16 protein-coding genes are annotated in these 25,117 nt (G+C 68.3%); 15 read left to right on the plus strand and 1 reads right to left on the minus strand.

What is annotated here, in order from left to right; all coding sequences use genetic code 11:
* Nucleotides 1–30: 30 nt before the first annotated feature.
* Nucleotides 31–396 (plus strand): PadR family transcriptional regulator, encoded by a 366-nt coding sequence (locus BN1193_RS16405; protein WP_094770646.1) that lies wholly within the window; start codon nt 31–33, stop codon nt 394–396.
* A gap of 2,032 nt (nt 397–2,428) precedes the next feature.
* Nucleotides 2,429–3,832 carry a replicative DNA helicase gene (dnaB, locus tag BN1193_RS16415; RefSeq protein ID WP_052460888.1) on the plus strand — a complete coding sequence of 468 codons (1,404 nt, stop codon included), beginning with the start codon at nt 2,429–2,431 and terminating at the stop codon, nt 3,830–3,832.
* A gap of 262 nt (nt 3,833–4,094) precedes the next feature.
* Here dnaB and BN1193_RS18590 read toward each other — a convergent pair whose 3' ends face one another.
* Nucleotides 4,095–4,478: a PDDEXK family nuclease gene (locus BN1193_RS18590; protein ID WP_407662122.1), complete on the minus strand. Its 384-nt coding sequence runs from the start codon at nt 4,476–4,478 to the stop codon at nt 4,095–4,097.
* Nucleotides 4,479–4,616: 138 nt separating this feature from the next.
* Here BN1193_RS18590 and BN1193_RS16425 point away from each other — a divergent pair, with 138 nt between their 5' ends.
* From BN1193_RS16425 to BN1193_RS16485, 13 genes are all read left to right on the plus strand, one after another.
* A complete protein-coding gene (locus BN1193_RS16425; RefSeq protein ID WP_141396714.1) occupies nt 4,617–6,608 on the plus strand; it encodes a hypothetical protein in 1,992 nt (663 codons plus the stop codon).
* A gap of 497 nt (nt 6,609–7,105) precedes the next feature.
* A complete protein-coding gene (locus BN1193_RS16430) occupies nt 7,106–8,131 on the plus strand; it encodes a DNA cytosine methyltransferase (RefSeq protein WP_052460889.1) in 1,026 nt (341 codons plus the stop codon).
* Nucleotides 8,132–8,206: 75 nt separating this feature from the next.
* Nucleotides 8,207–9,349 (plus strand): sigma-70 family RNA polymerase sigma factor, encoded by a 1,143-nt coding sequence (locus tag BN1193_RS16435; protein ID WP_141396715.1) that lies wholly within the window; start codon nt 8,207–8,209, stop codon nt 9,347–9,349.
* A gap of 13 nt (nt 9,350–9,362) precedes the next feature.
* Nucleotides 9,363–12,392, plus strand: coding sequence for a helicase-related protein (locus tag BN1193_RS16440; RefSeq protein ID WP_040168035.1), 3,030 nt, complete (start codon nt 9,363–9,365; stop codon nt 12,390–12,392).
* A 2-nt stretch (nt 12,393–12,394) separates the two neighbouring features.
* Nucleotides 12,395–14,104 (plus strand): hypothetical protein, encoded by a 1,710-nt coding sequence (locus tag BN1193_RS16445; protein ID WP_040168036.1) that lies wholly within the window; start codon nt 12,395–12,397, stop codon nt 14,102–14,104.
* Nucleotides 14,101–14,961, plus strand: a complete 861-nt coding sequence (locus tag BN1193_RS16450) for a YDG/SRA domain-containing protein (protein WP_094770586.1) — start codon at nt 14,101–14,103, stop codon at nt 14,959–14,961. The genes BN1193_RS16445 and BN1193_RS16450 overlap by 4 nt, the downstream gene beginning before the upstream one ends.
* 272 nt (nt 14,962–15,233) lie before the next feature.
* The gene (locus BN1193_RS16455; protein WP_052460892.1) at nt 15,234–17,492 is read left to right on the plus strand and encodes a glycoside hydrolase family 30 protein; all 2,259 of its coding nucleotides are present in this window, start codon (nt 15,234–15,236) and stop codon (nt 17,490–17,492) included.
* 93 nt (nt 17,493–17,585) lie between these two features.
* A complete protein-coding gene (locus tag BN1193_RS16460) occupies nt 17,586–18,578 on the plus strand; it encodes a LacI family DNA-binding transcriptional regulator (protein ID WP_040168037.1) in 993 nt (330 codons plus the stop codon).
* Between the two features lie 116 nt (nt 18,579–18,694).
* Nucleotides 18,695–20,818: a beta-galactosidase gene (locus tag BN1193_RS16465; RefSeq protein ID WP_040168039.1), complete on the plus strand. Its 2,124-nt coding sequence runs from the start codon at nt 18,695–18,697 to the stop codon at nt 20,816–20,818.
* On the plus strand, nt 20,815–22,170 hold the full coding sequence (locus BN1193_RS16470) for an ABC transporter substrate-binding protein (RefSeq protein ID WP_040168042.1): 1,356 nt from the start codon (nt 20,815–20,817) through the stop codon (nt 22,168–22,170). The genes BN1193_RS16465 and BN1193_RS16470 overlap by 4 nt, the downstream gene beginning before the upstream one ends.
* A gap of 96 nt (nt 22,171–22,266) precedes the next feature.
* Nucleotides 22,267–23,193, plus strand: a complete 927-nt coding sequence (locus BN1193_RS16475) for a carbohydrate ABC transporter permease (protein ID WP_040168044.1) — start codon at nt 22,267–22,269, stop codon at nt 23,191–23,193.
* 5 nt (nt 23,194–23,198) lie between these two features.
* Nucleotides 23,199–24,113, plus strand: coding sequence for a carbohydrate ABC transporter permease (locus BN1193_RS16480; RefSeq protein ID WP_407662123.1), 915 nt, complete (start codon nt 23,199–23,201; stop codon nt 24,111–24,113).
* Between the two features lie 114 nt (nt 24,114–24,227).
* The gene (locus BN1193_RS16485) at nt 24,228–25,115 is read left to right on the plus strand and encodes a D-alanyl-D-alanine carboxypeptidase family protein (protein ID WP_052460893.1); all 888 of its coding nucleotides are present in this window, start codon (nt 24,228–24,230) and stop codon (nt 25,113–25,115) included.
* Nucleotides 25,116–25,117: the final 2 nt, after the last annotated feature.

The following is a 25,117-nucleotide window of genomic DNA, read 5'->3' on the forward strand; positions in this document are numbered from 1 at the left end:
CCAGTGCAAGACAGCGGACGAAGGGGCGCGATGGATACGACGCAACTGCTCAAGGGCGTCCTCGACGTCGCCGTTCTGGCAGTGCTGCGCACCGAGGACGGCTACGGGTACGACATCGTCCGGAGGCTCCGGGACGCGGGCCTCGGCGAGGTCGGCGACGCCTCCGTCTACGGCACGCTGCGACGGCTCTATGCCGGCGGTGCGCTGTCCAGCTACGTGGTGCCCTCCGACGGTGGACCGCACCGGAAGTACTACGCGATCAACCCGGAAGGACGTCGGATGCTGGACGCGCAGACCGACACCTGGGGACGGTTCGCCGAGGCGATGTCCGGCCTCCTCCACCCTCACGCGTCCGCTTCAGCCCAGCCTCGATCCGATGTGGGAGCGCAGCGATGAACGACACCTCCACCTTCCCGACCGCGCTGATCGCGGCGTTCGACACCGCGGTCCGCGCCGAGCTCTCCGACCTTCCCGAGGACGAGGTCGAAGACCTCGTCGGCGGTCTCGTCGCGGACCTCACCGACCAGGCGCACGACGACGGCGCTTCCTTCGATCCGGGGGATCCGGTCCACTACGCCCGCGAACTGCGGACGGCAGCCGGACTCCCGGAGCGCACGACCCCGCCGAAGGGGCCTGGTGCCATGGAGCGGATGAACGCCTGGGAGGCGGACCTGATCGCGGATTTCCGCCGGTCCCGGTTCGGTGCCTGGCTGATCGACGCCGGGATCGCGCTGCGACCGATCTGGTGGGTGGTGCGCGCACTGGTGATCTACTTCCTGGTGACCACCCTGATCTGGCCGTATGACCTCCGGGGGTTCTCGCTCGTGCGGTTCCTGGTGCTCGCCGTCATCCTGCTGGTGAGCATGCAGTGGGGACGCGGCCGGTGGCTCCCGAAGAACGGCTGGCGCCACCTCCGCACGGCGGCCAACGTCGTGGGTGTTCTCGCACTCATCCCGGCGCTCAGCATCTGGGCGTCGCCCGAGACGGTGTACGTCGACAGTGGGAGCTCGACCGATGGCCTGCTCTACGACGGCGACCAGATCGGGAACATCTTCGCCTACGACGAGAACGGCGCGCTCATCGACCACGTCCTCCTGTACACCGATCGCGGCAAGCCGCTGAACCTCTACGGCAAACACAGCGCCGACGAGAAGACGCGGATACAGCCCAACGATGAGGGCATCATCGTCCCGACGCGGGACCTGCTGAACAAGGCCATCTGGAACAGTTACCCGCTGCCTGTCGCCCCGATGACGACGAACGGCGAGGCTAAGGCGTCCCAGGTGGAGGCTCCGAAGCCGCCGTTCCTCCGCGTGCCCAGCCAGGCCACCGGCTCGGATCCGACCAACGCGCCAGAGCCCTCCGCGACGCCGACATCGACCCCGGACCCCAGCGCGTCCCCGCACCCCAGCGCGTCCCCGGACCCGACGCCACCCACGTCCGCATCCCCGGCTCCGTCGCCGTCCGCGACGTAGGTTCGGGCCCACTCGGTCCGCCCCGGGCAGTGGTCCGAGTGGGCCCGAACCTACGTCGCGGACGGCGACGGAGCCGGGGATGCGGACGTGGGTGGCGTCGGGTCCGGGGACGCGCTGGGGTGCGGGGACGCGCTGGGGTCCGGGGTCGATGTCGGCGTCGCGGAGGGCTCTGGCGCGTTGGTCGGATCCGAGCCGGTGGCCTGGCTGGGCACGCGGAGGAACGGCGGCTTCGGAGCCTCCACCTGGGACGCCTTAGCCTCGCCGTTCGTCGTCATCGGGGCGACAGGCAGCGGGTAACTGTTCCAGATGGCCTTGTTCAGCAGGTCNCCATCATCCCCTCGCCATTCGTCGGCAGCGTCAGATGTGTATAAGACACCGGGCGCGTCCCCGGACCCGACGCCACCCACGTCCGCATCCCCGGCTCCGTCGCCGTCCGCGACGTAGGTTCGGGCCCACTCGGTCCGCCCCGGGCAGTGGTCCGAGTGGGACGCTCGGTGAGGTCCACGACGGGGCTACGGGATGCTCATTCGAGCAGGCGGGGAAAATAGTTTTCCCCCGAATTGTTCACAGGCCCCCGGTGACACGCCCGAACCCTCAACACACACTTCAAGAATATTCGCTCACACCGTGTGAGGGGTGTTTATCACCAGGTCAGAGGCAATAAAAAAGTTGGCGTCGAAGACGTTCTCCCCAGTTTTCCACAGGTCCTGTCCACAGGTGCGGCGGCGTTTCTCGCAATCTCTCCACATGGTTATCCACAGGCTGGATTGACCTGCGGGAACCCGGCTCCTAACGTTGCTGGCGACCCGCGAAGCGCCCCCGCGCGACCCGCCTGACCGGCGGATGTCGGTGGCTCGTGATGCCATCAGCGCAGGAGCATCCCGGGTCATCAGCGACGGGTTCCCGCCCGTCCGAAGGTCACGCCCGCGCTGCGGGCAGGGGGAGGAGTGCACGTGTCGATCGCCGACATCTCCGAGGATCGCTACGGAGGTTCTCGCGAGCCCGATCGTGTACCGCCCCACGACCTGCTGGCGGAGCAGTCCACTCTCGGCGGCATGCTGCTGTCGAAGGACGCCGTGGCGGACGTCATCGAGTCGCTGCGCGGCACGGACTTCTACGTCCCCAAGCACGAGGTGATCTACGAGGCGATCCTCTCGCTCTACTCGCACGGTGAGCCCACGGACGTCGTCGCGGTCACGGACGAGCTGATCAAGACCGGCGACCTCCAGCGCGCCGGCGGCGCGGACTACCTGCACACGCTCACCTCGATCGTCCCGACCGCGGCCAACGCCGGGTACTACGCCGGCATCGTCGCCGAACGTGCCCTGCTGCGTCGCCTGGTGGACGCCGGCACGCGCATCGTCCAGATGGGCTACGCCGGTGAAGGTGATGTCACCGAGTTGGTCAACACCGCGCAGTCCGAGATCTATGGCGTCACCGGTCAGCAGGCGGCAGAGGACTACGTCCCGCTGACGATCGCGGTGGATGCGGCCCTCGAGGAGATCGAGGCGGCGCGCGGTCGCGACGGGTCGATGACCGGTGTGCCGACCGGCTTCGCGAAGCTCGATGAGCTGACCAACGGCCTGCACGGCGGCCAGATGATCGTCGTCGCCGCCCGTCCCGCCATGGGTAAGTCGACGCTGGCGCTGGACTTCGCGCGGTCCGCCGCCATCGGCAACGACATGCCCACCATCTTCTTCTCCCTCGAGATGGGCCGCGCCGAGATCGCGATGCGCCTGCTGTCCGCCGAGGGCGGCCTGTATCTGCAGAGCCTCCGCAAGGGCACGCTGGACTCCCGCGACTGGACCGCCGTCGCATCCACCCGCGGGCGCATCAACGACGCCCCGCTGTACATCGACGACAGCCCGAACATGACGCTCGTCGAGATCCGCGCCAAGTGCCGCCGCCTGAAGCAGCGCGCCGGGCTCAAGATGGTCGTGATCGACTACCTGCAGCTGATGTCCTCCGGCAAGCGCGTCGAGTCGCGTCAGCAGGAGGTGTCGGAGTTCTCGCGTGCGCTGAAGCTGCTCGCGAAGGAGCTCCAGGTTCCGGTCATCGCCCTGTCACAGTTGAACCGTGGTGCCGAGGGTCGCCCCGACAAGAAGCCGGCGATCAGCGACCTGCGTGAGTCCGGCTCGATCGAGCAGGACGCCGACATGGTGATCCTGCTGCACCGCGAGTCGGCCTACGACAAGGAGAACCGTCCGGGCGAGGCCGACCTCATCGTCGCCAAGCACCGCAACGGCCCGACCGACACGATCACCGTCGCCTTCCAGGGCCACTACTCCCGTTTCGTGGACATGGCCCCCGGCGACATGCCCCCCGGCCTCCCCGGCGGAGGCGGCGGCTTCGACTGACGTCACCGGAGCCTGGGTCCAACACGTCAGTCACCACGCGGGCGGTGGCAAGCGGTGGAGAGGACGACCGCCCTCGGTCTCGCGAGCCGAGCCGTTCGTGATGTGGGGCTCGCATCACGATCCTCGAAGCCCATGACGCTCATCCGTCCTGTGCGGGGTGATGCAGCCGTTCGACCTGCCGACCAGCTGGGCTCCAAATGCGAGTTGGCCGTACTGGGGACTCCCCGGCACAACTGACGGAGGAAATGGCCTCGTGAAGACCTCAGGATCGGTGAACCTCGGCTTGGGCTCGACACGAACTACTCGGAGCTTCGGTGGACAGTCCGGAACGCGGCGATAGGTGGCGGCGATGACTAGGTGATCGCCGCCGGATCTTCGTGCTCCCGAGACCGGAGAGCACGCCAGCCAACTGCGAGACAGCCCAGGCCCCAGTGGTGGGCCAGAAGCATCCGTCGATGAACACGGTGTCCTTCGGTCGGCGAAACACGGTGTCCTCCCGCCGACGCCCGCCAATCGGGGCGAAATCGACGCGGTATCGCGACCCAGCGGTGCGCAACTGCCACCGCGCTGCCACCTTTGGTGCGATGTCCTTGGGACGGTTCCCGGGCACGGACCGCCGTGCACCCTCGTCACCGGCCCACGGCATTCCAGCGCCGTCACCAAGCAGCAAATAGCTGCCGGCGAGGGTGGGCGAGCCCGCGCCCCAGAACTCGCCGATCGGATGCTTTTGTCGTTGGACGCTACTGTTGCTCGCGAGCACTCCGATCGTCTGGAGGTCCCGCGCATGACTCTTCCTCCCGCAGCTCTGGCCCGACTGGTTCACCCGCTGCGCAGCGCCGCTGCGCTTCCCCGCTCGGCCCGGGACCAGCACACCCTGCCGATCGAAGACCGGCCCTGGCAGGTGCACGTCCAGGCGCTCGCCCGCTGCATCACCGCCCTACGGGTCGCAAGCGACATCCCCGATCGAAGCTTCCATGGGATGCGGGAGCGGATCGACACCCTGCTGAGCGAACGCTCCCGCGCGGCAAACATTCTGCTGTCGCTGGAACCGTTCGACCCGTACGACTCGACCCGTGCCGACGAGCTTCTCGACCTCCTCGACCGCCTTCCTGAACAGGTCGCGGCCGTTGTGGAGACCGGCGACGCTGTGCCCGCCGACAGCCTGCGTGCCCTGGACGACGCGTCCTCCTGGTGGGCCGCTCGCGACACCCGCTGCCCGTCTGGCGGCGCACTGCGCACAGCATTCGATATGCCGCATGACCCGGTCGACCCTCGTGGCGTGTTTCGCCCGGAACAGGTACTGCAGCATTACGCGCACCGGGCTGAGCCGCTGCTGCGCCGACTCATTCCACATCTGTTCGCGCTCGGCGTCCCGCACGTCACCGACGTGCTCGCTGGGATCTCAATCGTCGGGCGGGTGCTGGACTGCGAGGACCCGGTGTTCGCGTACCTCGCGGTGGACATGCTCACCCGCAGCCACCTCGCTGCCGACCCCTCCCTGGCAGATCAGGTCTACCAGCAGCTGCGGGCCAGCGAACCAGCCCTGCAGCACACTGAGGAAGGAATCCGCCGCGCCCTGCACACCGCCGAAACCGCCCGCGACGACATGGAGACCCGCGCGACCGCGGTCGCGAGCGCGTACAAACGGACCGCGGAGGGTCCGTTCCGCCGGTTCGCTTGGGCGTTGCATTGCCTCCGCGACAGCCGGTGCAGCCGGCCGCCCACCCTCGGACCGTTGCGGGAGCGCCTCATCGCTGACGGCGGGACGCTGGCGCAGTTGGTGGGCATCATCATCCTGCCCGCTATGCGCAATAGCGAAACCCACGAGTCGCTGGCCTGGGACGGGTTCGCCGAACAATTCCTCACCCCGGATGGACCCGTCCCGTACGACGACGTGCTCACAGCGCTGATCGTCGGGTTCTCCTTCACCCAGGGCGCCCACGCCGGCCTAGCCGCCCTCCGGGTGCTGCACGCCCCGCGCCCCTCCACGGAGCTGCCCTCCTCCGAGGACGACGGCCGAATGCCGACCGCGGACCGCGTTCGCGGGTTCTTTGGCACGAACCGGCTGCTACTGGTGGAAGCACGCCTGAACACACCGCACGCCCGGTTCCGGGTGCAGCGGCTCGGCATGACCGACATCAACCCATGCTTTCAGGCGCTGCTGCTCGCCCGCCGGCTGTTGCCGCGCACCGAATCGTTTGCGGTGAGCAGCGTCGACTCCGACGACCCGCAGGTGACCGTGGACGCCGTGGCGCTGGACGCGGCGATGCCGGCCTGGGAGTACGCCGTCTCCCACCTGGACCAGATGCCGCTCGGCGCCTTCCTTCCTGCCAACTACTCAGCAAGGCGGCAGCAGGAATCGGCCGCGACGGCCACTCGCGCCGTCGCCTGGATCGCCGCCGATGACGCCGTCGGAGTGATCGACGGCAGCCCGCCGACTTGGGACTCTGACATCCGCCGACTGCTCGGCGTCCGGCTGCAGGTAATCACCACCGCCATCGAGAACACCCGGCGGATCATCCCGGAAGGCACAACCCGTTTGAGCAGCGTCCACCAGTCCGTGCAGCAGCTGCAGCAATGGATCGACACGGCCCGGCCGGCCGACCCGTGGTCGGCCGACGGGTACCCCGCCCTTCAACGCCTCCGCACGCAATGGAGAGCGTGGGGCCCTGTGCCCCGGCTGCCATCCATTATGGAAACGCCCGCACCGGACGAGATCAGCGAGGCCCAGCCGAGGCTGCGTGTCGTCGACCCGGGGGACTACCAGAGCTTCTGATCCCGCCCCGGTTGCGCCGCTCGCATCCGGGGGTTGTGGCGCGGCGCGCCCACGATCGTCTCAAGGTGGGTCGCCGATCGGCGTAACGTACGAGAGTGCCCGCCGACCACTCCACCCTCCGCACCCCAGTCCGGCCGCCGCTGCCCGAAGAAGGACCAGTCCTGAACGTGGTGGACCTGTTCAGCGGATGCGGCGGGCTCAGCCTCGGCCTCGAACAGGCCGCCACCGCCGCTGGCTGCCGCCCCGGATCACCCTCGCCCTCGCCTTCGAAGCTGCCGCCACCGCCGCGGTCACGGGCAACTTTCCCCATGCCCACGCTGTGGCCGTCGCCGCGGGGTCTGGGGGCCTGGGAGTGGTTTAAAGGAGACAGTCCTGACGGGGGGGGCCCTGTCCGGGGGAGGGGGGGGCCCCGCCCGGGCCCCGAACGGCCCCCCCCCGCCGCTGGCTGCCGCCTCGGCATCACCCTCGCCGTCGACTTCGAAGCTGCCGCCACCGCCGTGTTCACGGACAACTTTCCCGATGCCAACGCTGTGACTGCCGCCGTGGAGTCCTACTTCGACGGCGACCTCGGTGCCCCGGCCACCCCGATCGAGCAGGCGACCGCTCTAGCCCACCCCGGCACAGCGATACTGATGGGCGGCCCGCCCTGCCAAGGGCACAGCAACCTCAACAACATCACCCGTCGACGCGACCCGAAGAACGTGCTGTACGCACGAATGGCGCGCGCGGCCGAGATCCTCCAGCCCGCATTCGTGATCATCGAGAACGTGCCCTCAGTACGCCGCGACACCGATCAGGTCGTGCAGCGCACTATCGAGCACTTGGAGGGCCTGGACTACACCGTCGCCACGGGCATCGTCAGTCTCCACGACCTCGGCGTCGCGCAGAGCCGGCGCCGACACATCCTGTTCGCCTCCGCCGACCCTGCCGCGCCCGCGCCGACCCTGCTGAACAGCTTGCTCGGTAACACCGCCGCGACCGGGCGCACCCTACGCTGGGCGATCGAAGACCTCGCCGACCTCGCCGCCCCTACCGGCTACGATCGCGCCCCGGTCCCCAACGACACCAACCTCACCCGCATGCAATACCTGCTCGACAACGACGAGTACGACCTGCCCCCGCACCTGCGACCGCTGTGCCACCAGTCCGCGCATTCCTACAAATCCATGTACGGGCGGCTGAACTGGGAGCTACCGGCGCAGACCATCACCAGCGGGTTCGGCAGCATCGGGCAGGGGCGGTACATGCACCCCGACCAGACCCGCGCGCTCACCGCCCACGAAGCGGCCCGCATCCAGGGGTTCCCCGACTACTTCAGCTTCACCGCCGTCACCGGCCGCGGTGCGCTTGCCACCATGATCGGCAACGCCGTCCCCCCAGCGCTGATGCGCGAACTGGGCGCACTGCTGCTACCCGTACTCGCTGCTGCCGCCGGCGCTGCGGCCGAGCCAGTCGTCCTCGCGCCAGCGGTTCCCGCTGCCCCCGCAGCAGCGGCGCGGGCGCGAGGGCTCGTTCCCGCCTGACCGTTCGGGGCAATACTCACGGGGCCGCAGGCGCCGCTGCGCACCCATGTCGGCCGCGACCCCTAGAGTGAAGACGTGGGGGCAAAATCAGTCGACGAGTGCGTGGAGGACGCCGTCGCCGACCGGGAACGACAGGGCTTCCTGCACCTGTCTGACCTGCAGCGCCTCATCGACCAGCACCGGTTGGACGGCCAGCAAACCGCCGCCGTGTTCACCGCGCTGCGGAACCTCGGCGTCCTCGCCGACGACGACAACGAGGTCGACCTGCCCACCGCCGTCTCGCCCACCGGAACCAGCACCGGGCGAGACACCGTCGGACTGATGCTGCGCTCGGCGGGACGGATGAAACTGCTCACCGCGGACGAAGAAGTGTTGCTCGGACGGCGGATCAGCATCGGACAGCGGATCCTCACCGCCGACCCGCGCCCAACCCCGGGCAGCGACGAAGCCCGTCAGGTAGAAGACGCTCGCCGCGCCCACGACCAGCTTGTGCTCGCTAATCTGCGGCTGGTGGTCTCTATCGCCCGCCGCTACCGGCCGCACGGCATGGACCTGGCCGACCTCATCCAGGAGGGAACCCTCGGGCTGATGCGCGCAGCGGACAAGTTCGACCACACGCTCGGCTACAAGTTCTCCACCTACGCGACCTGGTGGATCCGGCAGGCCATCCAGCGGGGACTGGCCGACCGGGGCCGGCTGGTCCGGCTGCCGGTGCACGTCAACGAGAAACTGGCCCGCGTCACCGCGGCCCGCGAACGGCTGCAGTCCGCCCTGGACCGCGACCCCACCCCCGAGGAGATCGCCACCGACCTCGGCATGGACCCCGGCGATGTGCGCGGACTGCTGGACGCCGCCCGGGAACCGGTCAGCATCGACCAGCGGATCGGGGAGGACGAGGACACCGACCTCGGGGATCTGCTGAACCTGTACGCCGAGGACGTCGCCGACGAAGTGATCCGCACCATCGTCCGCGACCAGATCCGGCGCGTCCTGGACGAGATCGACGAGGCGCACACTGCGTCCGCCAAAGGCGCCAACGCACACGCCGTGCAAATGCTGAAGCTGCGGTACGGGCTGGACGACGACCGCGAACGCACCCTCGAGGAGATCGGCGACGCGTTCGGCGTCACCCGGGAGCGGGCCCGCCAGATCCTCAATAAGATCCTCGCCTCGCCCCGGCTGCGCGCCTCGCTCAGCCCGCTGACCGAAACCGAATGACACGGACCCGCACATGCGCACACCCCTGGACCCCGACGCCCTCTATGCCTCGTCGTGGCGATTCCTGCAATGGATGCACGACCGCCTGGTCACCGAGGCCCGCGGCGACCACAAACAGCGCCTGGACACCGCACCCCGCAACCGGTTCTGGCTGGGCAGGCTCGCCCCCGAGGCTGTGGTAATGACCAGCCCGCTGGGGCCCCGCGCTGAGAAGCTGGACCCGTGCGCGATCGGCATCCGGGTGCGACCGGCCATCGACGGCCCGTGGCAGGTGAAGCTACACGCCGGGTTCCGGTGCTGGCAGAAGCAGCCGGACGGCGGCTTCACCAAATCCGACCCGATCGTCGTCGATATCGAGGCGACCGTCGCCGCCGACGGGCACCTCTCCGACAACGGCGTCGCCGCCTTCGAGCGGCAACTCCACGCACTGGGCATGGACGCCCGGCACGCGGAACTACGGGTGGACGTGGAGACGTGGCGGGATCACATCGAACTGGTCTTCTCCCTCGTCAACACCAGCGATGCCCCCGACAAGCGGCACCCCGAGACCCACCTGTACGAGACCACCCTGTCCGTGGCAGGCCTTCCTTGCACCGACTTCCAGCTAGAGGCGCTGCCGGACTCCTTCCGCTACGACCGCAGTATCCCGGCAATCGGGATCAACTGCGGCGTGAACACCGCGGAAGGAACCTTCAACACCTCCGACGTGATCAGCGTCGACAAGCACCGCCCGTCCTACTGGAACTCGCCCCGCCCGCACCCCGATCTCCGCTTCGACACCCTGGCCGCCGATCCGCTGCCACCGGTCCGCGCGCTCATCGACGCCGCTCGCGAATGGGGCGACGCGCACTGGTCTGAACAAGCGCTGCAACCCCGCTCCGCGGACTGGTCCCAGCCGATGCGGGACGAGGCAGCCGCAGCTCGGGACGAGTTTCGGGTCGAACTGGACCGTCTCGAACAGGGATACCGGGCGCTGCAGGACGACCCGCACCTACTCACCGCGTTCCGCATCGCCTCCGCCGCGCTGAATCACTCCGCCACCGGTAAGAACTACGACACCTGGCGGCCGTTCCAGATCGGGTTCCTCGTCGCCGCGCTGCCCGGCGTCATCGATCCCGCCGACGCTGACTACGTCGACACGGTCTGGTTCGCCACCGGCGGCGGCAAGACCGAGACCTACCTGGGGCTCTTGGTCACCGCGATCATCTACGACCGGCTCACGGGAAAGACCGACGGGATCACCGCGTGGACCCGGTTCCCGCTGCGCAGCCTGTCGCTGCAACAGACGCAGCGGTTCGCCGACGCGCTGGCCGGCGCTGAACTGCAGCGCCGCGCCCACCGCATCGGCGGGGCGCCGATCTCGCTGGGCTTCTTCGTCGGCGCAAGCTCCGTTCCCAACAAGATCGACCCCGAAGATGACGTCGCCCACAACCGGGACGCCGCAAGCCGCTACCAGGTGCTGCTACGTTGCCCGTTCTGCCGGCACCCTGAACTGCAGATGCGGTTCAACCGGGCGCTGTGGACCCTGGACCACACCTGTCCGAACCCGCAGTGCCCGTGGCAGGACGGGCCGCTGCCGTTCCGGGTCGTCGACCAGGAGATATACCGATTCCTGCCCACCGTGATCGTCGGCACCCTGGATAAGGCCGCCTCCATCGCCATGCAGGGCGCGATGCGGGGCTTCGTCGGCGCCCCAGCCGCCAAGTGCAATCGCCCCGGCCACGGCTACTGCTACGCCGCGCGCAGCAAGACCCCCGCCGGCTGCCTGGTGCCCGGCTGCACGGGCCCCCGCGGCCCCCTGCCGATGCCTGCCGAGCGATACGCGCCCCGGTACCGGCTACAGGACGAGCTGCACCTATTGCGCGACTCCCTCGGTGCAGTTGACTCCCACTACGAATCGCTGTTCGACCACCTCCAGCACTCCCTCACTGGCACCCGCGCCAAGATCGTCGCCTCCTCTGCGACCCTCAGCGGCTTCCGCCGGCAGATCGACGTCCTCTACCGGCGAAAGGCGCGGGTGTTCCCACAACCCGGACCCAGCATCGACGAATCGTTCTGGTCCGAACCTACGGCCGTGCCCGCCCGGCTCTACGTCGCGGTCGCGCCCCGCGGCGTCACCCTGGAATTCGTGTCAGACCGGGCACTGACCACATTGCAGCAGTGCATCCGCGACCTGATCGCCGACCCCGGCGCCGTCTGCGACCCGCTCGACATCCCCGTCGCCCACGCCGACCACCTCGTCAGCCAGTACGGCGTGAACCTCGTCTACGGCAATACCGTAAAGGACGTCGAAGCGGCCCGTCGCTCCGCGGAGACCGAGTTCCCATTCCCGGTGAACGCCGAATCCCTCACCGGTGGAACCGGGTTCGATCAGGTCCGCGACGTACTTGAGCGGCTGGACCGCCCCGAACCGGACTTCACCGACCGTATCCACCTGATCGCCGCGTCCAGCATGATCTCCCACGGCGTGGACATCGACCGGCTCAACGTTATGGTGATGAAAGGGTTGCCGCTCACCACAGCTGAGTTCATCCAGACCTCCGCGCGGGTCGGCCGCCGCTGGCCCGGCGTGGTGTATGTGCTGCACCGCACTACCCGGGAACGGGAGGTCGCTACCTACGCCCAGTTCGAGAAATTCATCGTGCAAGGCGACCGATTCGTCGAACCCATCCCCATTACACGCGCCAGCCGACACGTGCTCGCACTCACCGCCGCCGGCGCCGCCGAAGCCCGCCGCCTCGCGATCCACGAATACCGCTCCCCGAAGCCGCTTACCACCGTCCGCGCCGTGCGCGACTATTACACCGCCGCCGGAATCACCGCCGCCACCGAAACCGTCGCCCTCACCGACGCGCTCGGCATGGACGGGCCGCTCGAAGAACTGCTACGCCGCGACATCACCGAATGGGAGACAGGGTTCTTCGACAACCTCAGCGACACCGCCACCCAGGCGCAATGGCCCAACCAGCTCTCCCCCAGCGGCCCTGTGATGCGCTCGCTACGAGACGTGGAAGCGGGGATTCCCGTGTACGGAGACGACTGACCATGAAAGAACTGCGCAGCTCCAGCCAGATCCTGTTCTCCCACCTGCCCGCGCAGACCGTCGACATCCAGGGCCGCATCTGGAAGGTCGATGCCTGGACCAACCCCGTCACTGTCCCCGTCGACACCGACGCCATCCGCCGCCGGCTGCTGTCTGCGATCGACATCTGGCGCACCCAGAACACCGACAACAACCTCTCCGCCGACCTGCACGCCGGTCGTCCCGTCGAGGTCATCGGCGTCAACCCGGACCAGGGCGTCAAGGTCGACGCCTTCCCCAGCGTGTGGCGCTGCGGCACCTGCCGGCGCATCCGCAATCAGCGCGGCCGCTGCGAATGCGGCAGCAGCAGCTGGCGGCAGATGCATTTCGTCGCGTTCCACGACTGCGGATGGGTCGACGCCCCGTTCGTGCCCCGCTGCCCCACCCACGGCCAGGTCGCTGTCCGCCATTCCTCAAGCAGCAGCGTCCGCGAGCTCGACTTCCACTGCCCGGTCTGCAACAGGTCGCTGCCCTCCGGACTCGGCGGCGGACGCCCTTGCCCCGCCTGCCACCAGCCGTCCGTGGTGGTCAACGTGCACCGTGCCGCATCCGTCTACACCGCGCACTCGTTTACCATGGTCAACCCCGCCCGACCCGAGCAACTGCGGGCGTTGCTGGCCGACGGCGGCAAGGACAAATGCCTGCGCTGGGTACTCGCGGACATGCCCACTGACCGGCCGGCGAGCCAGGCGCCCACCCGCCAATCACTGCTGGATACCCTCATCGGCCAGGGCCTCGACCCCGCCGTCGCGCAGCTCGCTGCCGACTCCGCCGCCGCCGGAGGGGGACTGGCCGACGCGCCATCCCCGCTGCCGCTGCAACCGGCCGTACGGGACACCGCCGAGACGGGGGCACTGGAGATCGCGCTCGCCATGTACGAAGGCCGCCGCCGCGCCAGCGACCTGCCCTCCGACCCGGTCGGCGACGACCTGCGTACTCTCTACCAGCACCGCTACCCGCCCGCGATCGACGCGGCCGGACTGTTAGGCGTCGATCACGTCGACCGGTTCCCGGTGTTGCGCGCCGTGTATGGGTACACCCGAGGCGGTAAACCCGCCGGCGAGACTCGGCTGGTTGCGTTCACCGGCCGCGGCCGCACCGTCCGGCTGCACGGCGAAGCGAACGAGACCGAAGCGCTGTACCTGCGCCTGGACCCAGTTCGGGTCGCAGCCTGGCTGCACCAGCGCGGGCTGCTACCCGCCGCGCCCGCCGACCTGCCCGCCGCCCGGCTGGCGGTCCTGAACGCGGCCACCATCCCGGCCCGCGGCGATGACGACCGCCAACGCACCGCTGGGAGCGCCGTGCTGACCCTCCTGCACTCCTACGCGCACCGCTTCATTCGGCAGCTCGCTGTGCTGGCGGGACTCGATCGCGAGTCGCTCGCGGAATATCTCGTCCCCGAACACCTCGGCGTGTTCATCTACGCCTCCAACCGTGGCGACTTCGTCCTCGGCGGATTGCAATCGGTGTTCGAGACCGAGCTGGACCGGGTGCTCGATCTGCAACTAGAAGCGGAGACCCGTTGCCCTCTCGACCCCGGCTGCGACCGCGCATCCGGAGCCTGCCTGGCGTGCCTGCACATCGGGGAACCCTCCTGCTCGTACTACAACCGGTTCTTAGATAGGAAGATGCTGTTCGGCGACCACGGTTACCTACGCCAGGACCGGACATGACATACGGGCCGGTTCCCGGAGTACCTACCGGCGCCCGCTTCCGCACCCGCCGCGCCCTTTACGACCGGCGCGTGCACCACGACATCCGCCAGATCATCTGCGGAGGACCCGACCCCGCCGTCGGCGCCGAGAGCGTTCTGGTCCCCGCTGGTCGTCCCGACGACCACGACCTCGGCGGCATCCTCTACCTCACCGGCTCCGGCAACACCCGCGCCGGCCGGGTGGTCTCCGACCAAGTCCTCACCGGTTTGAACCGCATCCTCGCCGACAACATCGACTCCGGGCAGCCGGTACGCCTGATCCGCGAGACCGCAGGGGAGTTCGCCTACGACGGGCTATTCCTCGTCGAGGATGCCTACCTACGGAGCGGTGTCGACGGGCACGCCATTTGCCAGTTCCGGCTGCGGCAGATGCGGCCCGTCGCCGCTCCAGACCGGTCGGTGCCGCCCGCCCAAGCCCAGCGCGCCCTCGCCACCCACTACCGGCTGGTCCGCGACCCCGCGGTTCCCGCCCGAGTGAAAGCCCTCTACGACCATCGTTGCCAAATCTGCGGAATCCGGATCCAGACCCTCGCGGGCGCCTACAGCGAAGGCGCCCACCTGGTGCCGCTGGGCGGCGGCACTGACGGCCCCGACACCGACGCAAACGTGCTCTGCTTGTGCCCCAACCACCACGTGATGCTCGACCACGGCGCCCTCGCCATCACCGACGAGTGGCTCGTGATCGATCGGGACGGCCAAACTATCGGTGACCTCACTCTGCATCCCGACCACCAACTGGACCCCGCCTGCGCCCGCCGCCACCGCCAGCTTCTGGGCTTCCCGCATTCGCCTCCGGAACTGGGTCTGTCGGGATAACGAAGGATCTGGCCTGGCCTTAGCAAAAGGAACGGCGTCGACCCATGCCATCCAGATGATCGGTCGAGCAACGGGAGAGATCATCGAACAGTAGTTGATTGCCCCGCAATTGCCCGCGCAGGCGAAGGAGCATGGCGTCAATCTAAGGCCCGCAGTGGCCAACGTTCGCAGTCGAAGCTCTTCCCCTTTCGCAATGTTGTCGATAACATCTCTGGCGGGAGGCTCCGATTCGTCGGGGTGGGCAAGAAGCACTGTGAACGAAGGAGTTCCGCATGCCCATTCGGCCGACTCGTCCTCATCGACAACCGACCACCCCGCGACCGACCCGTGCTCGGGCGATCACCGCGTCGATCGGTGTCGCCGTCCTGGCCGCGAGCCTGATCCCCGCTGCGCCCGCGTCCGCGGCCGATCCGGTCGTCACGATCGACTGGTCCAGCACGCAGCAGGCGATCGACGGCTTCGGGGCTTCCGGCGCTTTCCAGCAGGCCGCCGGAATCCAGGCGATGCCGGAGCCCCAGCGTTCGCAGATCCTTGAGCTGCTCTTCTCGCGCACCGCGGGAGCCGGTCTCAGCATCGTGCGCAACGACATCGGCGACGGCGGTACGTGGAGCGACGCCGCCGGCGGCCCGCACGGAACGATCCTTCCGTCCGACCCCGGCACCGGAACTCCGGTCTATGACTGGACGAAGGACGACGACCAGGTCTGGCTGATGAAAGAGGCGCAGAAGCGAGGGGTGCAGACGTTCTTCTCCACAGCCTGGAGCCCGCCGGCGTGGATGAAGACGAACAACAGCGTCGAGAACGGTGGAGCCCTGCGCGCCGACAAGTACCAGGCCTACGCCGACTACCTCGCCGCCTACATCAAGGGCTACCGCGAGCAGCACGGGCTGACGATCTCGGCGGTGTCCTTCACGAACGAACCGAACCACTCCTTCTCCTACTCGTCGTCGGACTGGACGGCCGAGAACGTCCGCGACTTCGTCAAGGTGCTCGGGCCGACGCTGACCACCGCCGGGGTGTCGGCCGACATCATCGCCGCGGAGGAGGCCAGCGCGAGCGACGCGCTCGTGGCCAAGACCCTCGAGGACCCCGCCGCTCGCGCCGAACTGGACATCACCGGCTTCCACGGCTACGCCTCGGGCCCGGTGGGGCAGGAGCCGTCACGCCTCGCGAACAAGCGCCTGTGGCTGACCGAGACGTCGTACATGAATGTGACCGACGCGTCGATCAACGCCGGACTGGACTGGGCCGGACGTATGTACGACTTCCTCTCGACCAACGTCAACGCGGTCAACTACTGGTGGCTGGCGACCGTGAAGCAGCAGGGCGGCGAAGGGCTCATCACGCTGCACCCCGCGACGAACACCTTCACCCCGACGAAGCGGCTGTTCACGATGGGCAACTGGTCCCGCTTCGTCCGCCCCGGTTGGGTGCGCGTCGCAGCGACGGTTCCGGCGGCGGTGACGAACGCGCAGGTGAAGCTGACGGCGTTTCGCAGTCCGGGCACCGGCGAGTTCGCCCAGGTGGCGATCAACTCCTCCAACGTTCCGGTCACGTTCGACCTCGCCCTCGGCGGTGGCACCACGGCCCTCACTCCGTACCGGACCTCGGCGACCGAGTCGCTGGCCCAGCTGCCCGACATTCCGGTCGCCGGTGGCACCGCCACGGTCACCCTCGCCCCGCGCAGCGTGACGACCTTCACCGGATCGGGCGCGCCCGCATCCTCGGGGCAGGGCACGCTGATCGCCGATGACACCGACACCCGCGGCGGCAACGCACAGTACTCCTTCTCCGGCGGGTGGTCGCGGAACGCCAATCAGCCGGCCGCCTACAACGGGGGCGACACCTATTCGAAGGTCGCCGGAAAGTCGTACCGAGTGACCTTCGTCGGCACCAAGGCGGTGATCCACGGCGTCAACGCGCCGAGCGCGGGCATCGCGGCGGTGTCGGTCGACGGCGGGCCGGAGACACTGGTCGATCTCTATGCGACGTCCCGCACGGACGACGTGCCCATCTTCTCCACCGGTGATCTGCCCCTCGGCCAGCACTCCGTCCGGGTGCGCGTGACGGGGACCAAGAACGCGTCCTCGTCGGACACGTGGGTCACGGCGGATCGAGCCGTGGTCACGACGCAAGGGCCGACCATCGTGAATGACACCGCGACCGGCACCGGCCTGAAGCAGGTCGAGTACCGGGGGGACTGGAGCTCCTGGTGGCGTGAGAACGGCGCCTTCCGGAAGGACAATCACTACAGCAAGACCGAGGGCGCGAGCATGGTCTTCCGGTTCGCGAATCAGGCGCGGCTGTTCGCGGCCACGGGGCCGAACGCGGGCCTGGCGTCGATCTCCGTCGACGACGGACCGGAGAAGATCGTCGACCTCTACAGCGCGGAGCGCATAGACGGGCAGCAGCTCATCTCGACGCCCTGGTTGCCCTCCGGAAAACACACCATCACGGTGACCGTGCTGGGGAAGAAGAACGCGGCGGCGACCGACTCCTATGTGAGCATCGACCGCTTCGATGCGTACTGACACTCGGTGGGCGGCGGGACGACTTGTCGTCGTCCCGCCGCCCACCGCCGACGCGGACCGTGGCGGCGGTCACCCGTATGAGAGGCTGAGGGCGTGAAGCCGGCGACCATCTACGACGTGGCTGCGGCCGCGGGGGTCTCGCACCAGACCGTCACCCGATTCCTGAACGGATTCGAAGGCATTCGCCCCGCCACGCGCGAGCGCGTGCAGAAGGCGTTGACCGAGCTCGACTACCGGCCCAACAGCGCCGCCCGCTTCCTGCGCGGGCAGCGCACCAACCGCATCGGCGTGCTGGCGCATCAACTCGACCAGCCGGGACCGGCGCGAAACATCGCCGGATCCACCCGAGCCGCACGCGACCACGGGTATGTGCTGGACATCGTCTCGGTCGATGCTGCCGACACGCGCTCCGTGGCGGAGGCTCTCGACATCCTGTTCGAGCATCAGATCGCCGGCGTGCTGGTGGCCGCGCAGTCGGACGAGGTTCGCACCGCCGTCGAGGCGCGCTCCATCGCGGTGCCGGTCGCGATCGACAACGGCACGGACCGGGTCGAACGCCGACAGCTCTCCGAACCCGGTCGGCTCGCCGCCGCGCACCTGGCCGATCTCGGCCACCGCGACGTCGGGTACATCGCCGGCCCGTCGAGCTGGATCGCCTCGCGGGAGCGTGAGCGAGGCTTCCGAGAGGTCGCCGCCGAGCGCGGACTGACCGTGCGCTGGTCATCGCGCGGCGACTGGACATCCGCTTCCGGATGGACGGCGGCGTTCGATGCGCCCGTCGGCGACAGGGGCATCACGGCGGTCGCCGCGTCCAACGACAGCATGGCGATCGGATTCATCGCGGGTCTGCACGAGCAGGGCGTCCGTGTTCCCGATGACGTCAGCGTCGTGGGCGTCGATGACGCGCCGGACTCCCGGTTCTACCTCCCGTCCCTGACCACCATCCGACTCGACTTCGAAGGCGAGGGCGCGCGACTGATGGAAGACCTCATCGCGCGAATCGAGGAGAGGGACGCCGATTCCGGGGTCGGATTCCTGCCCGCGGAGCTGGTCGCCCGCAAGTCGACGAAGGTCCGCGCCGCCTGATCTGAAAATGAAGTCTTGTCCCCTGGAGGGATCTGGGCTACTTTTCCTTCATCGCAGAATGTTGTCGACAACATTTGCCGATGAACATTCCGACGCCCGCAACCCAGAGGTCACCGATGACACGCAATCCCGGGTTCACCGACATCAAGTTCGGTGCCGCCTATTACCCCGAGTACCAGCCGACGCGCTCGTACGTCGAAGACCTCGACCTCATGGTCCAGGCGGGGTTCTCGGTGATCCGCGTGGGCGAGTCGGTGTGGTCGACGTGGGAGCCGCGCAATGGCGTCTTCGACCTCGAGTGGCTGGCTCCGGTGCTCGACGCGGCGCACGAACGCGGTATCGCGGTGATCCTCGGGACGCCGACCTACGCGGTCCCGCCGTGGCTTCAGGTGCTGCACCCCGAGATCGCGCTGCGCCGGCGCGACGGGTCAGCCGTCGGGTGGGGCTCGCGACAGGAGGCCGACCAGTCGCACCCCGCATACCGCTGGTTCGCCGAACGCGTCACGCGCCAGGTCGTGGGTCGCTACGCCGATCACCCGGCCGTGATCGGCTTCCAGGTCGACAACGAGCCGGGCGACCAGCTCGTCCACAACGACAGCACCTTCGCCAGGTTCATCGACTGGCTGCGCGACCGCTACGGCTCGGTCCAGGCCCTCAACGATGACTGGGGGTTGGTGTACTGGTCGCACCGCATCACCGAATGGACGCAGCTGTGGCGACCGGACGGCAACAAGATGCCGCAGTACACCATCGAATGGCGTCGGTTCCAAGCCGCACTCGCCACCGACCTGGTGAGCTGGCTGGCGGAGATCGTGCGTGAGTACGCCCGCGACGATCAGTTCGTCACCACGTGCATCTCCTACCCGCGTCCGCAGATCGCCGATGACCTGCTCGTCGCCGACCTCGACATCACGGCGGGCAACCCCTACTACCTCATGCAGGAGGGACTCACCGCCGAGCGCGAGCTGCCCCGCACCGAGGAGTGGTGGCACACGGGGCCGTGGGCCCTGTTCAAGTGGGGTGACCGGGCCTACTCGTCCGCCCAGCAACGATTCCTCGTGACCGAGACCAACGCGCAGAGCATCGGCCAGGCCTGGCAGAACCACCCGCCGTACCCCGGCCAACTGCGTCAGGCCGCGTTCGCGCTCATCGCGCGCGGCGCTCGGATGATCGAGTACTGGCACTGGCAGACGACGCACCACGGTCTGGAGGCCCACTGGGGTGGGGTGCTGCCGCACAGCCGTCGCCCGGGACGGGTCTACTACGAGATCGCGCACCTCGGTGCCGAACTGCGCTCGCTCGGTGACCGACTGGACGCCCTCGAGCCCGACGCCGACGTGCTGATGCTTCACTCCACTGAAACCGCGTGGCTGTGGGAGGAGTATCCCCCGTTCGCGGATGCCCGAGGTGAGGCCGACCCGACGAGCTACCGCCGCGCGGTCGACCCGTTCTACCGCGGGCTCGTCGAGACCGGTGCGCAGGTGCGCTTCCAGCACGCCCGCCAATTCGTGGACGCCGACCCGGTCGCGACGGCACGCCGCTATCCGGTGCTCGTCGCCGTGGCCGAATACGTCGCCTGCGATGGCGAGCTCGACGCACTTCGCGCGTACGCCCACGCCGGCGGCCACCTCGTACTCGGGGTGCGCACCGGATACGCGGACGGCCTCGCCCGCTCGCGTGCCGAGGTCGCTCCCGCGCGGCTCGCCGCCGCCGCGGGCGTCTGGTACGACGAGTACACCAACCTCGACGCTCCGTGGCCGGTGTCGGGAACCATCGACCTCGAAGCCGGCTCGGCGGGCGAGCTGTGGGCCGACGTGCTGAACGTCGACGACGCCGAGACACTCGTCGCCTTCGCTCGGAACGAGCTCGGAGCCCACTCGGCCGTGACCACGTGCGCCCACGGCGCAGGACGCATCACCTACGTCGCCACCGTCCCCAATGCCCCCCTGGCCCGCAGCCTCGCTCGCTGGCTGGTGCCGGACCCGATCGCCGGTCGGTGGTCGGTGTCCGACGCTGTGTCGGTGATGTCGGGATCCCGCGGGTCCGAGCGCATCTTCTTCGTCCATAACTGGTCGGGCGAAGCCGCCACGCTCACCCTGCCGCACGACGTGCGGCACCTCGAATCCGGCGACGCTGTCGCCGCCGGATTCACCTTCCCCCTCGGCCCGCGATCTGTCATCCTCTTCGCGAGCGTCGACCCCGAAGTGGCAACACCTCGTCCACACCAGGAGAAAGAATGAACACCACAGCACGACGACTGCTCGTCCTGACCTCGGTCTGCGTGACCGCGGCACTCGCGTTCAGCGGTTGCGCGACGTCCGGCACCACCACGCCGGCGACCAAAGACGGTCCCGTCTCGCAGGCGGACATCGACAAGGCGATGAAGACCCCGACCACCCTCACCATGTGGTCCTGGCTCCCCGACCTGCAGGACGAGATCGACCTGTTCGAGGCGAAATATCCGGCGATCAAGGTGAAGCTCGTCAACACCTCCAACGGCACCACCCAGTATCCGAAGCTGCGCAGCGCCCTCACGGCGGGCAAGGGCGCCCCGGACGTCGCTCACATCGAGTACGCCTTCCTGCCTGGGTTCCGCCAGACCGGTGGTCTGGCCGATCTCACCCCGTACGGCGCCGCCGACCTCAAGGACCAGTTCGTGCCGTGGGTGTGGGGGCAGGTCAGCACGAAGGACGGAATCTGGGCGGTTCCGCAGGACTCCGGACCCATGGGCACGCTCTACCGCGAGGACCTCTTCACCGCGGCGGGCATCAAGGACGTGCCCGCCACCTGGGATGAGTTCGCCACCACCGCCAAGACCTACCACGAGAAGACCGGTCAGTACCTGACGAACATCCCCGGCGACGCGTCGGATCAGATGCTGGGCCTGTTCTGGCAGGCCGGGGCGAAGCCCTTCACCTTTGACGGCGACAAGACCGTGTCGATCGACCTCGACTCCGCCGCCGCGAAGAAGGTCATGGGCTACTGGCAGGACCTGATCAAGTCGGGCGCCGTCTCGACCGACGCCGGCTGGAATGACAACTGGTACCAGGGTCTGGCCAAGGGCAAGTACGGCACCTGGCTCACGGCTGCCTGGGCGCCGGTCTTCCTCTCCGGCACCGTGAAGGACACCGCAGGGAAGTGGCGAGCCGCGGAGCTTCCGCAGTGGAAGGCGGGGGAGCACGCCTCGGGCAACTGGGGTGGGTCATCGACGGCGGTGATCGCGACGAGCGAGCACAAGATCGCCGCGTACGAACTGGCGAAGTTCCTCAACACCGACAGCGAGTCCACGGCCATGCTCACCAGCAAGCAGTCGCTGTTCCCGACGACGACGCACGCACTGACGGCGCCCGCGTTCGCCGACCAGAAGGTGGACTTCTTCGGCGGGCAGCAGGTCAACAAGGTCTTCGCTGACATCTCCGCGACCGTGGACCCCGACTTCACCTGGCCGCCGTTCATGGAGTACGTCGCATCGAGCTACACCGAGACCGTCGGCGACGCGATCGTCAACGGTGGCGACATGGTGGGTGCCCTGACGAAGTGGGACCAGGCCGTCGAGACCTACGCCAAGCAGCAGGGCTTCACCGTGAAGTGACCGTCACACCCCCCCGACCGCCGGTGGCGGGTATCTCCCCAGATGACCCAGCCCGCCACCGGCATCCCATCCACCGATCTGACGAGAGAGTCATCCATGACCGTTCTCAAGGCGCCATCCCCCGTGGTCGCCGTGCGGAAGTCCTCACTGCACCGCCCGCAGACCCGGGCCGCGTGGATGCTGTCCGCGCCGTTCATCGTCGTGTTCATCGCGATGCTGATCGTGCCGCTCGGCTACGCGTTGTGGCAGAGCCTGTTCACCACCACCCTCGTCGGCGGCACGAGTTTCGCCGGCATCGCGAACTACCTCCGAGCGATGGGCGATCCGAGTTTCTGGGCCGGCGTCGGACGATCGGTGATCTTCCTCTGCGTGCAGGTGCCGATCATGATCGCGGTCGCCCTGCTGCTGGCCCTGGCGCTGGACAGCGGACGGCTGCGCGGTGCGCGATTCGTCCGCATCGCGGTCTTCGTCCCGTACGCGGTGCCGAGCGTGGTCGCGACTCTCATGTGGGGCTATCTGTACGGCAAGGATTTCGGACCACTCGCCCAGCTCGCCCACGCGCTGTCACTGCCGTCCCCCGACCTGCTGTCGTCGCAGAACATCCTCGGCGCGATGATGAACATCGTCGCGTGGGAGTTCATCGGCTACAACATGATCATCATGTACTCGGCGCTCAAGGCCGTGCCGACCGACCTGTACGACGCCGCCGAGATCGACGGCGCGGGGCAGCTGCGCATCGCGTGGAGCATCAAGATCCCCGCCATCCGCAACGCGATCCTGCTCACGGTGGTGTTCTCCGTGATCGGATCGTTCCAGCTGTTCAACGAGCCCGCGCTGCTGGCGAAGGTCGCCCCGACGGCCATCGGCAACGACTTCACCCCCAACCTCTATGCCTACAACGTGGCGTTCACACAGCAGGACGTCAGTTACGCGGCCGCTATCGCGTTCCTGCTCGGGTTCATCGTCATGATCGCGTCGTACGTGGTGCAGACCGTCGGTGCGCGGAAGGAGAGGGTCCGATGACCGCCATCGTGGAATCCGTCAACACGTCCCCAGTGTCGCCTCGCACTCCGCCGCGGCGGAAGGTGATCGAGCGCGCTCAGCGGCGCAGCACCGTGCTGACCGTGGCGGTGTGGGCGTCGCTCGCCTACTTCCTGTTGCCGCTGGTGTGGCTGGCCGTGGCCTCGACCAAGACGAACGCCGATCTCTTCACGACGTTCGGATTCGCTCCCGGGAAGTCGTTCGCTCTCTTCGACAACATCGCCCGCGTGTTCACGCAGAACAACGGCGCCTACGGCATCTGGTTGCTGAACACTCTGCTGTACTCCGTGGGTGCGGCCGTGGGGGCTGCGGCCCTGGCGACGGCGTGCGGCTATGCGCTGGCGAAGTACACCTTCCGCGGACGCGCGCTCGTGTTCAGCGTGATCCTCGGTGCGGTGATGGTGCCGCTGACGGCGCTCGCCATTCCGACGTTCCTGCTGTTCAGCGCGTGGAACCTCGCCGATACCCCGTGGGCCATCGTGCTGCCGTCGCTCGTGAGTCCGTTCGGCGTCTACCTGATGCGCGTGTACGCCGCTGACGCGGTCGATGACAGCCTGCTGGAGGCGGCGCGGATCGATGGTGCGAGCGAGTTCCGGGTGTTCTTCACGGTCGCGTTGCGTCTGCTCGCGCCCGGAATCGTCACCGTGCTGCTGTTCACTCTCGTGTCGACCTGGAACAACTACTTCCTGCCGCTGATCATGCTCAACAGCCCTGAGCTCTTCCCGGTCACGGTGGGGTTGGCGTCCTGGCAGGCGTCGGCGACCGCCGGCGGTGGAGCCGAGGTGCTGTTCTCGACCGTGATCACCGGGTCGATGGTGTCGATCCTGCCGCTGATCATCGCGTTCCTGTTCCTGCAGCGGTACTGGCAGACGGGGCTCGGCAGCGGGGGAGTGAAGGGGTAAGTCGCACCCCTGGGGCGGTGGCGGACGATACGCCCGCGATACGGGGACGTCGGCACACTGGCTTCCATGGGGATCCAACATCGGACGGAGCGATCGCGACTCGCGTTTCTCGTCATGACCTTCGTGGCACTGCTCGCCACGATCGGGCTGCTGGCGATGTGGACGACGGCGATCGGCACGGCCGAGGCGGGCACCGGTCGTGGGTCCAGTGGGGGTACCGCGCCGGTGTCCGTGGAACTCGACACGATCACCTGGCCGGCGCAGGGAGAGGCCGCGGTCGCGATCGAGGACGGTCCGATCCTCACCAGCAGCGATGAACCGCTGCCGATGGCCAGCATCTCCAAGGTCATCACTGCGCTGATGATCCTGGAGGCCCGACCGCTCGAACTCGGAGAGTCGGGGGACTCGTTCCGGATCACCCAGGACGACGAGCGGAACTATGAAGCGGCGATGGACAGCGGGAAGTCGGCGCTCCCGGTCCCGGTGGGCGGCAGCCTGACGCAGTATGAATTGCTGGAGGGCATGCTGATCGGTTCGGCCTGCAACTACGCCGACCTGCTGGTGCAGGACATCTGGGGGTCCGACGACGCGTTCGTCGCCGCTGCGGCGGACTTCCTCGACCGGCACGACGTGTCCGGCGTGACGATGGTCGAGCCGACGGGTTTCGATCCGCGCAACACCGCGACACCGGCCGCCCTGATCGAGGTCGGACGTCTGGCCCTGGCGAACCCGGTCGTGGCGGAGATCGTCGTGAAGCAGTCCGTTGATCTGCCCGGCGCCGGACAGGTGGAGAACACGAACGACCTGCTCGCTGACCCCGGGGCCCTCGGCATCAAAACGGGCACGCTCGACGGCTACAACCTGCTCTCCGCTCGCGATCTGACCGGCGCCGACGGCACGCCCCGGCGCGCGTTCGTGGTGGTGCTGGGTCAGACCGACGATGACTCCCGGTACGCCGCCGCGCGAGCGCTCTACGCTCAGGTCGCCGGGCTCAGCGGGTGACG

The sequence above is a fragment of the Microbacterium gorillae genome (genome assembly GCF_000826185.2).
Taxonomy (GTDB): Bacteria; Actinomycetota; Actinomycetes; order Actinomycetales; family Microbacteriaceae; genus Microbacterium; species Microbacterium gorillae.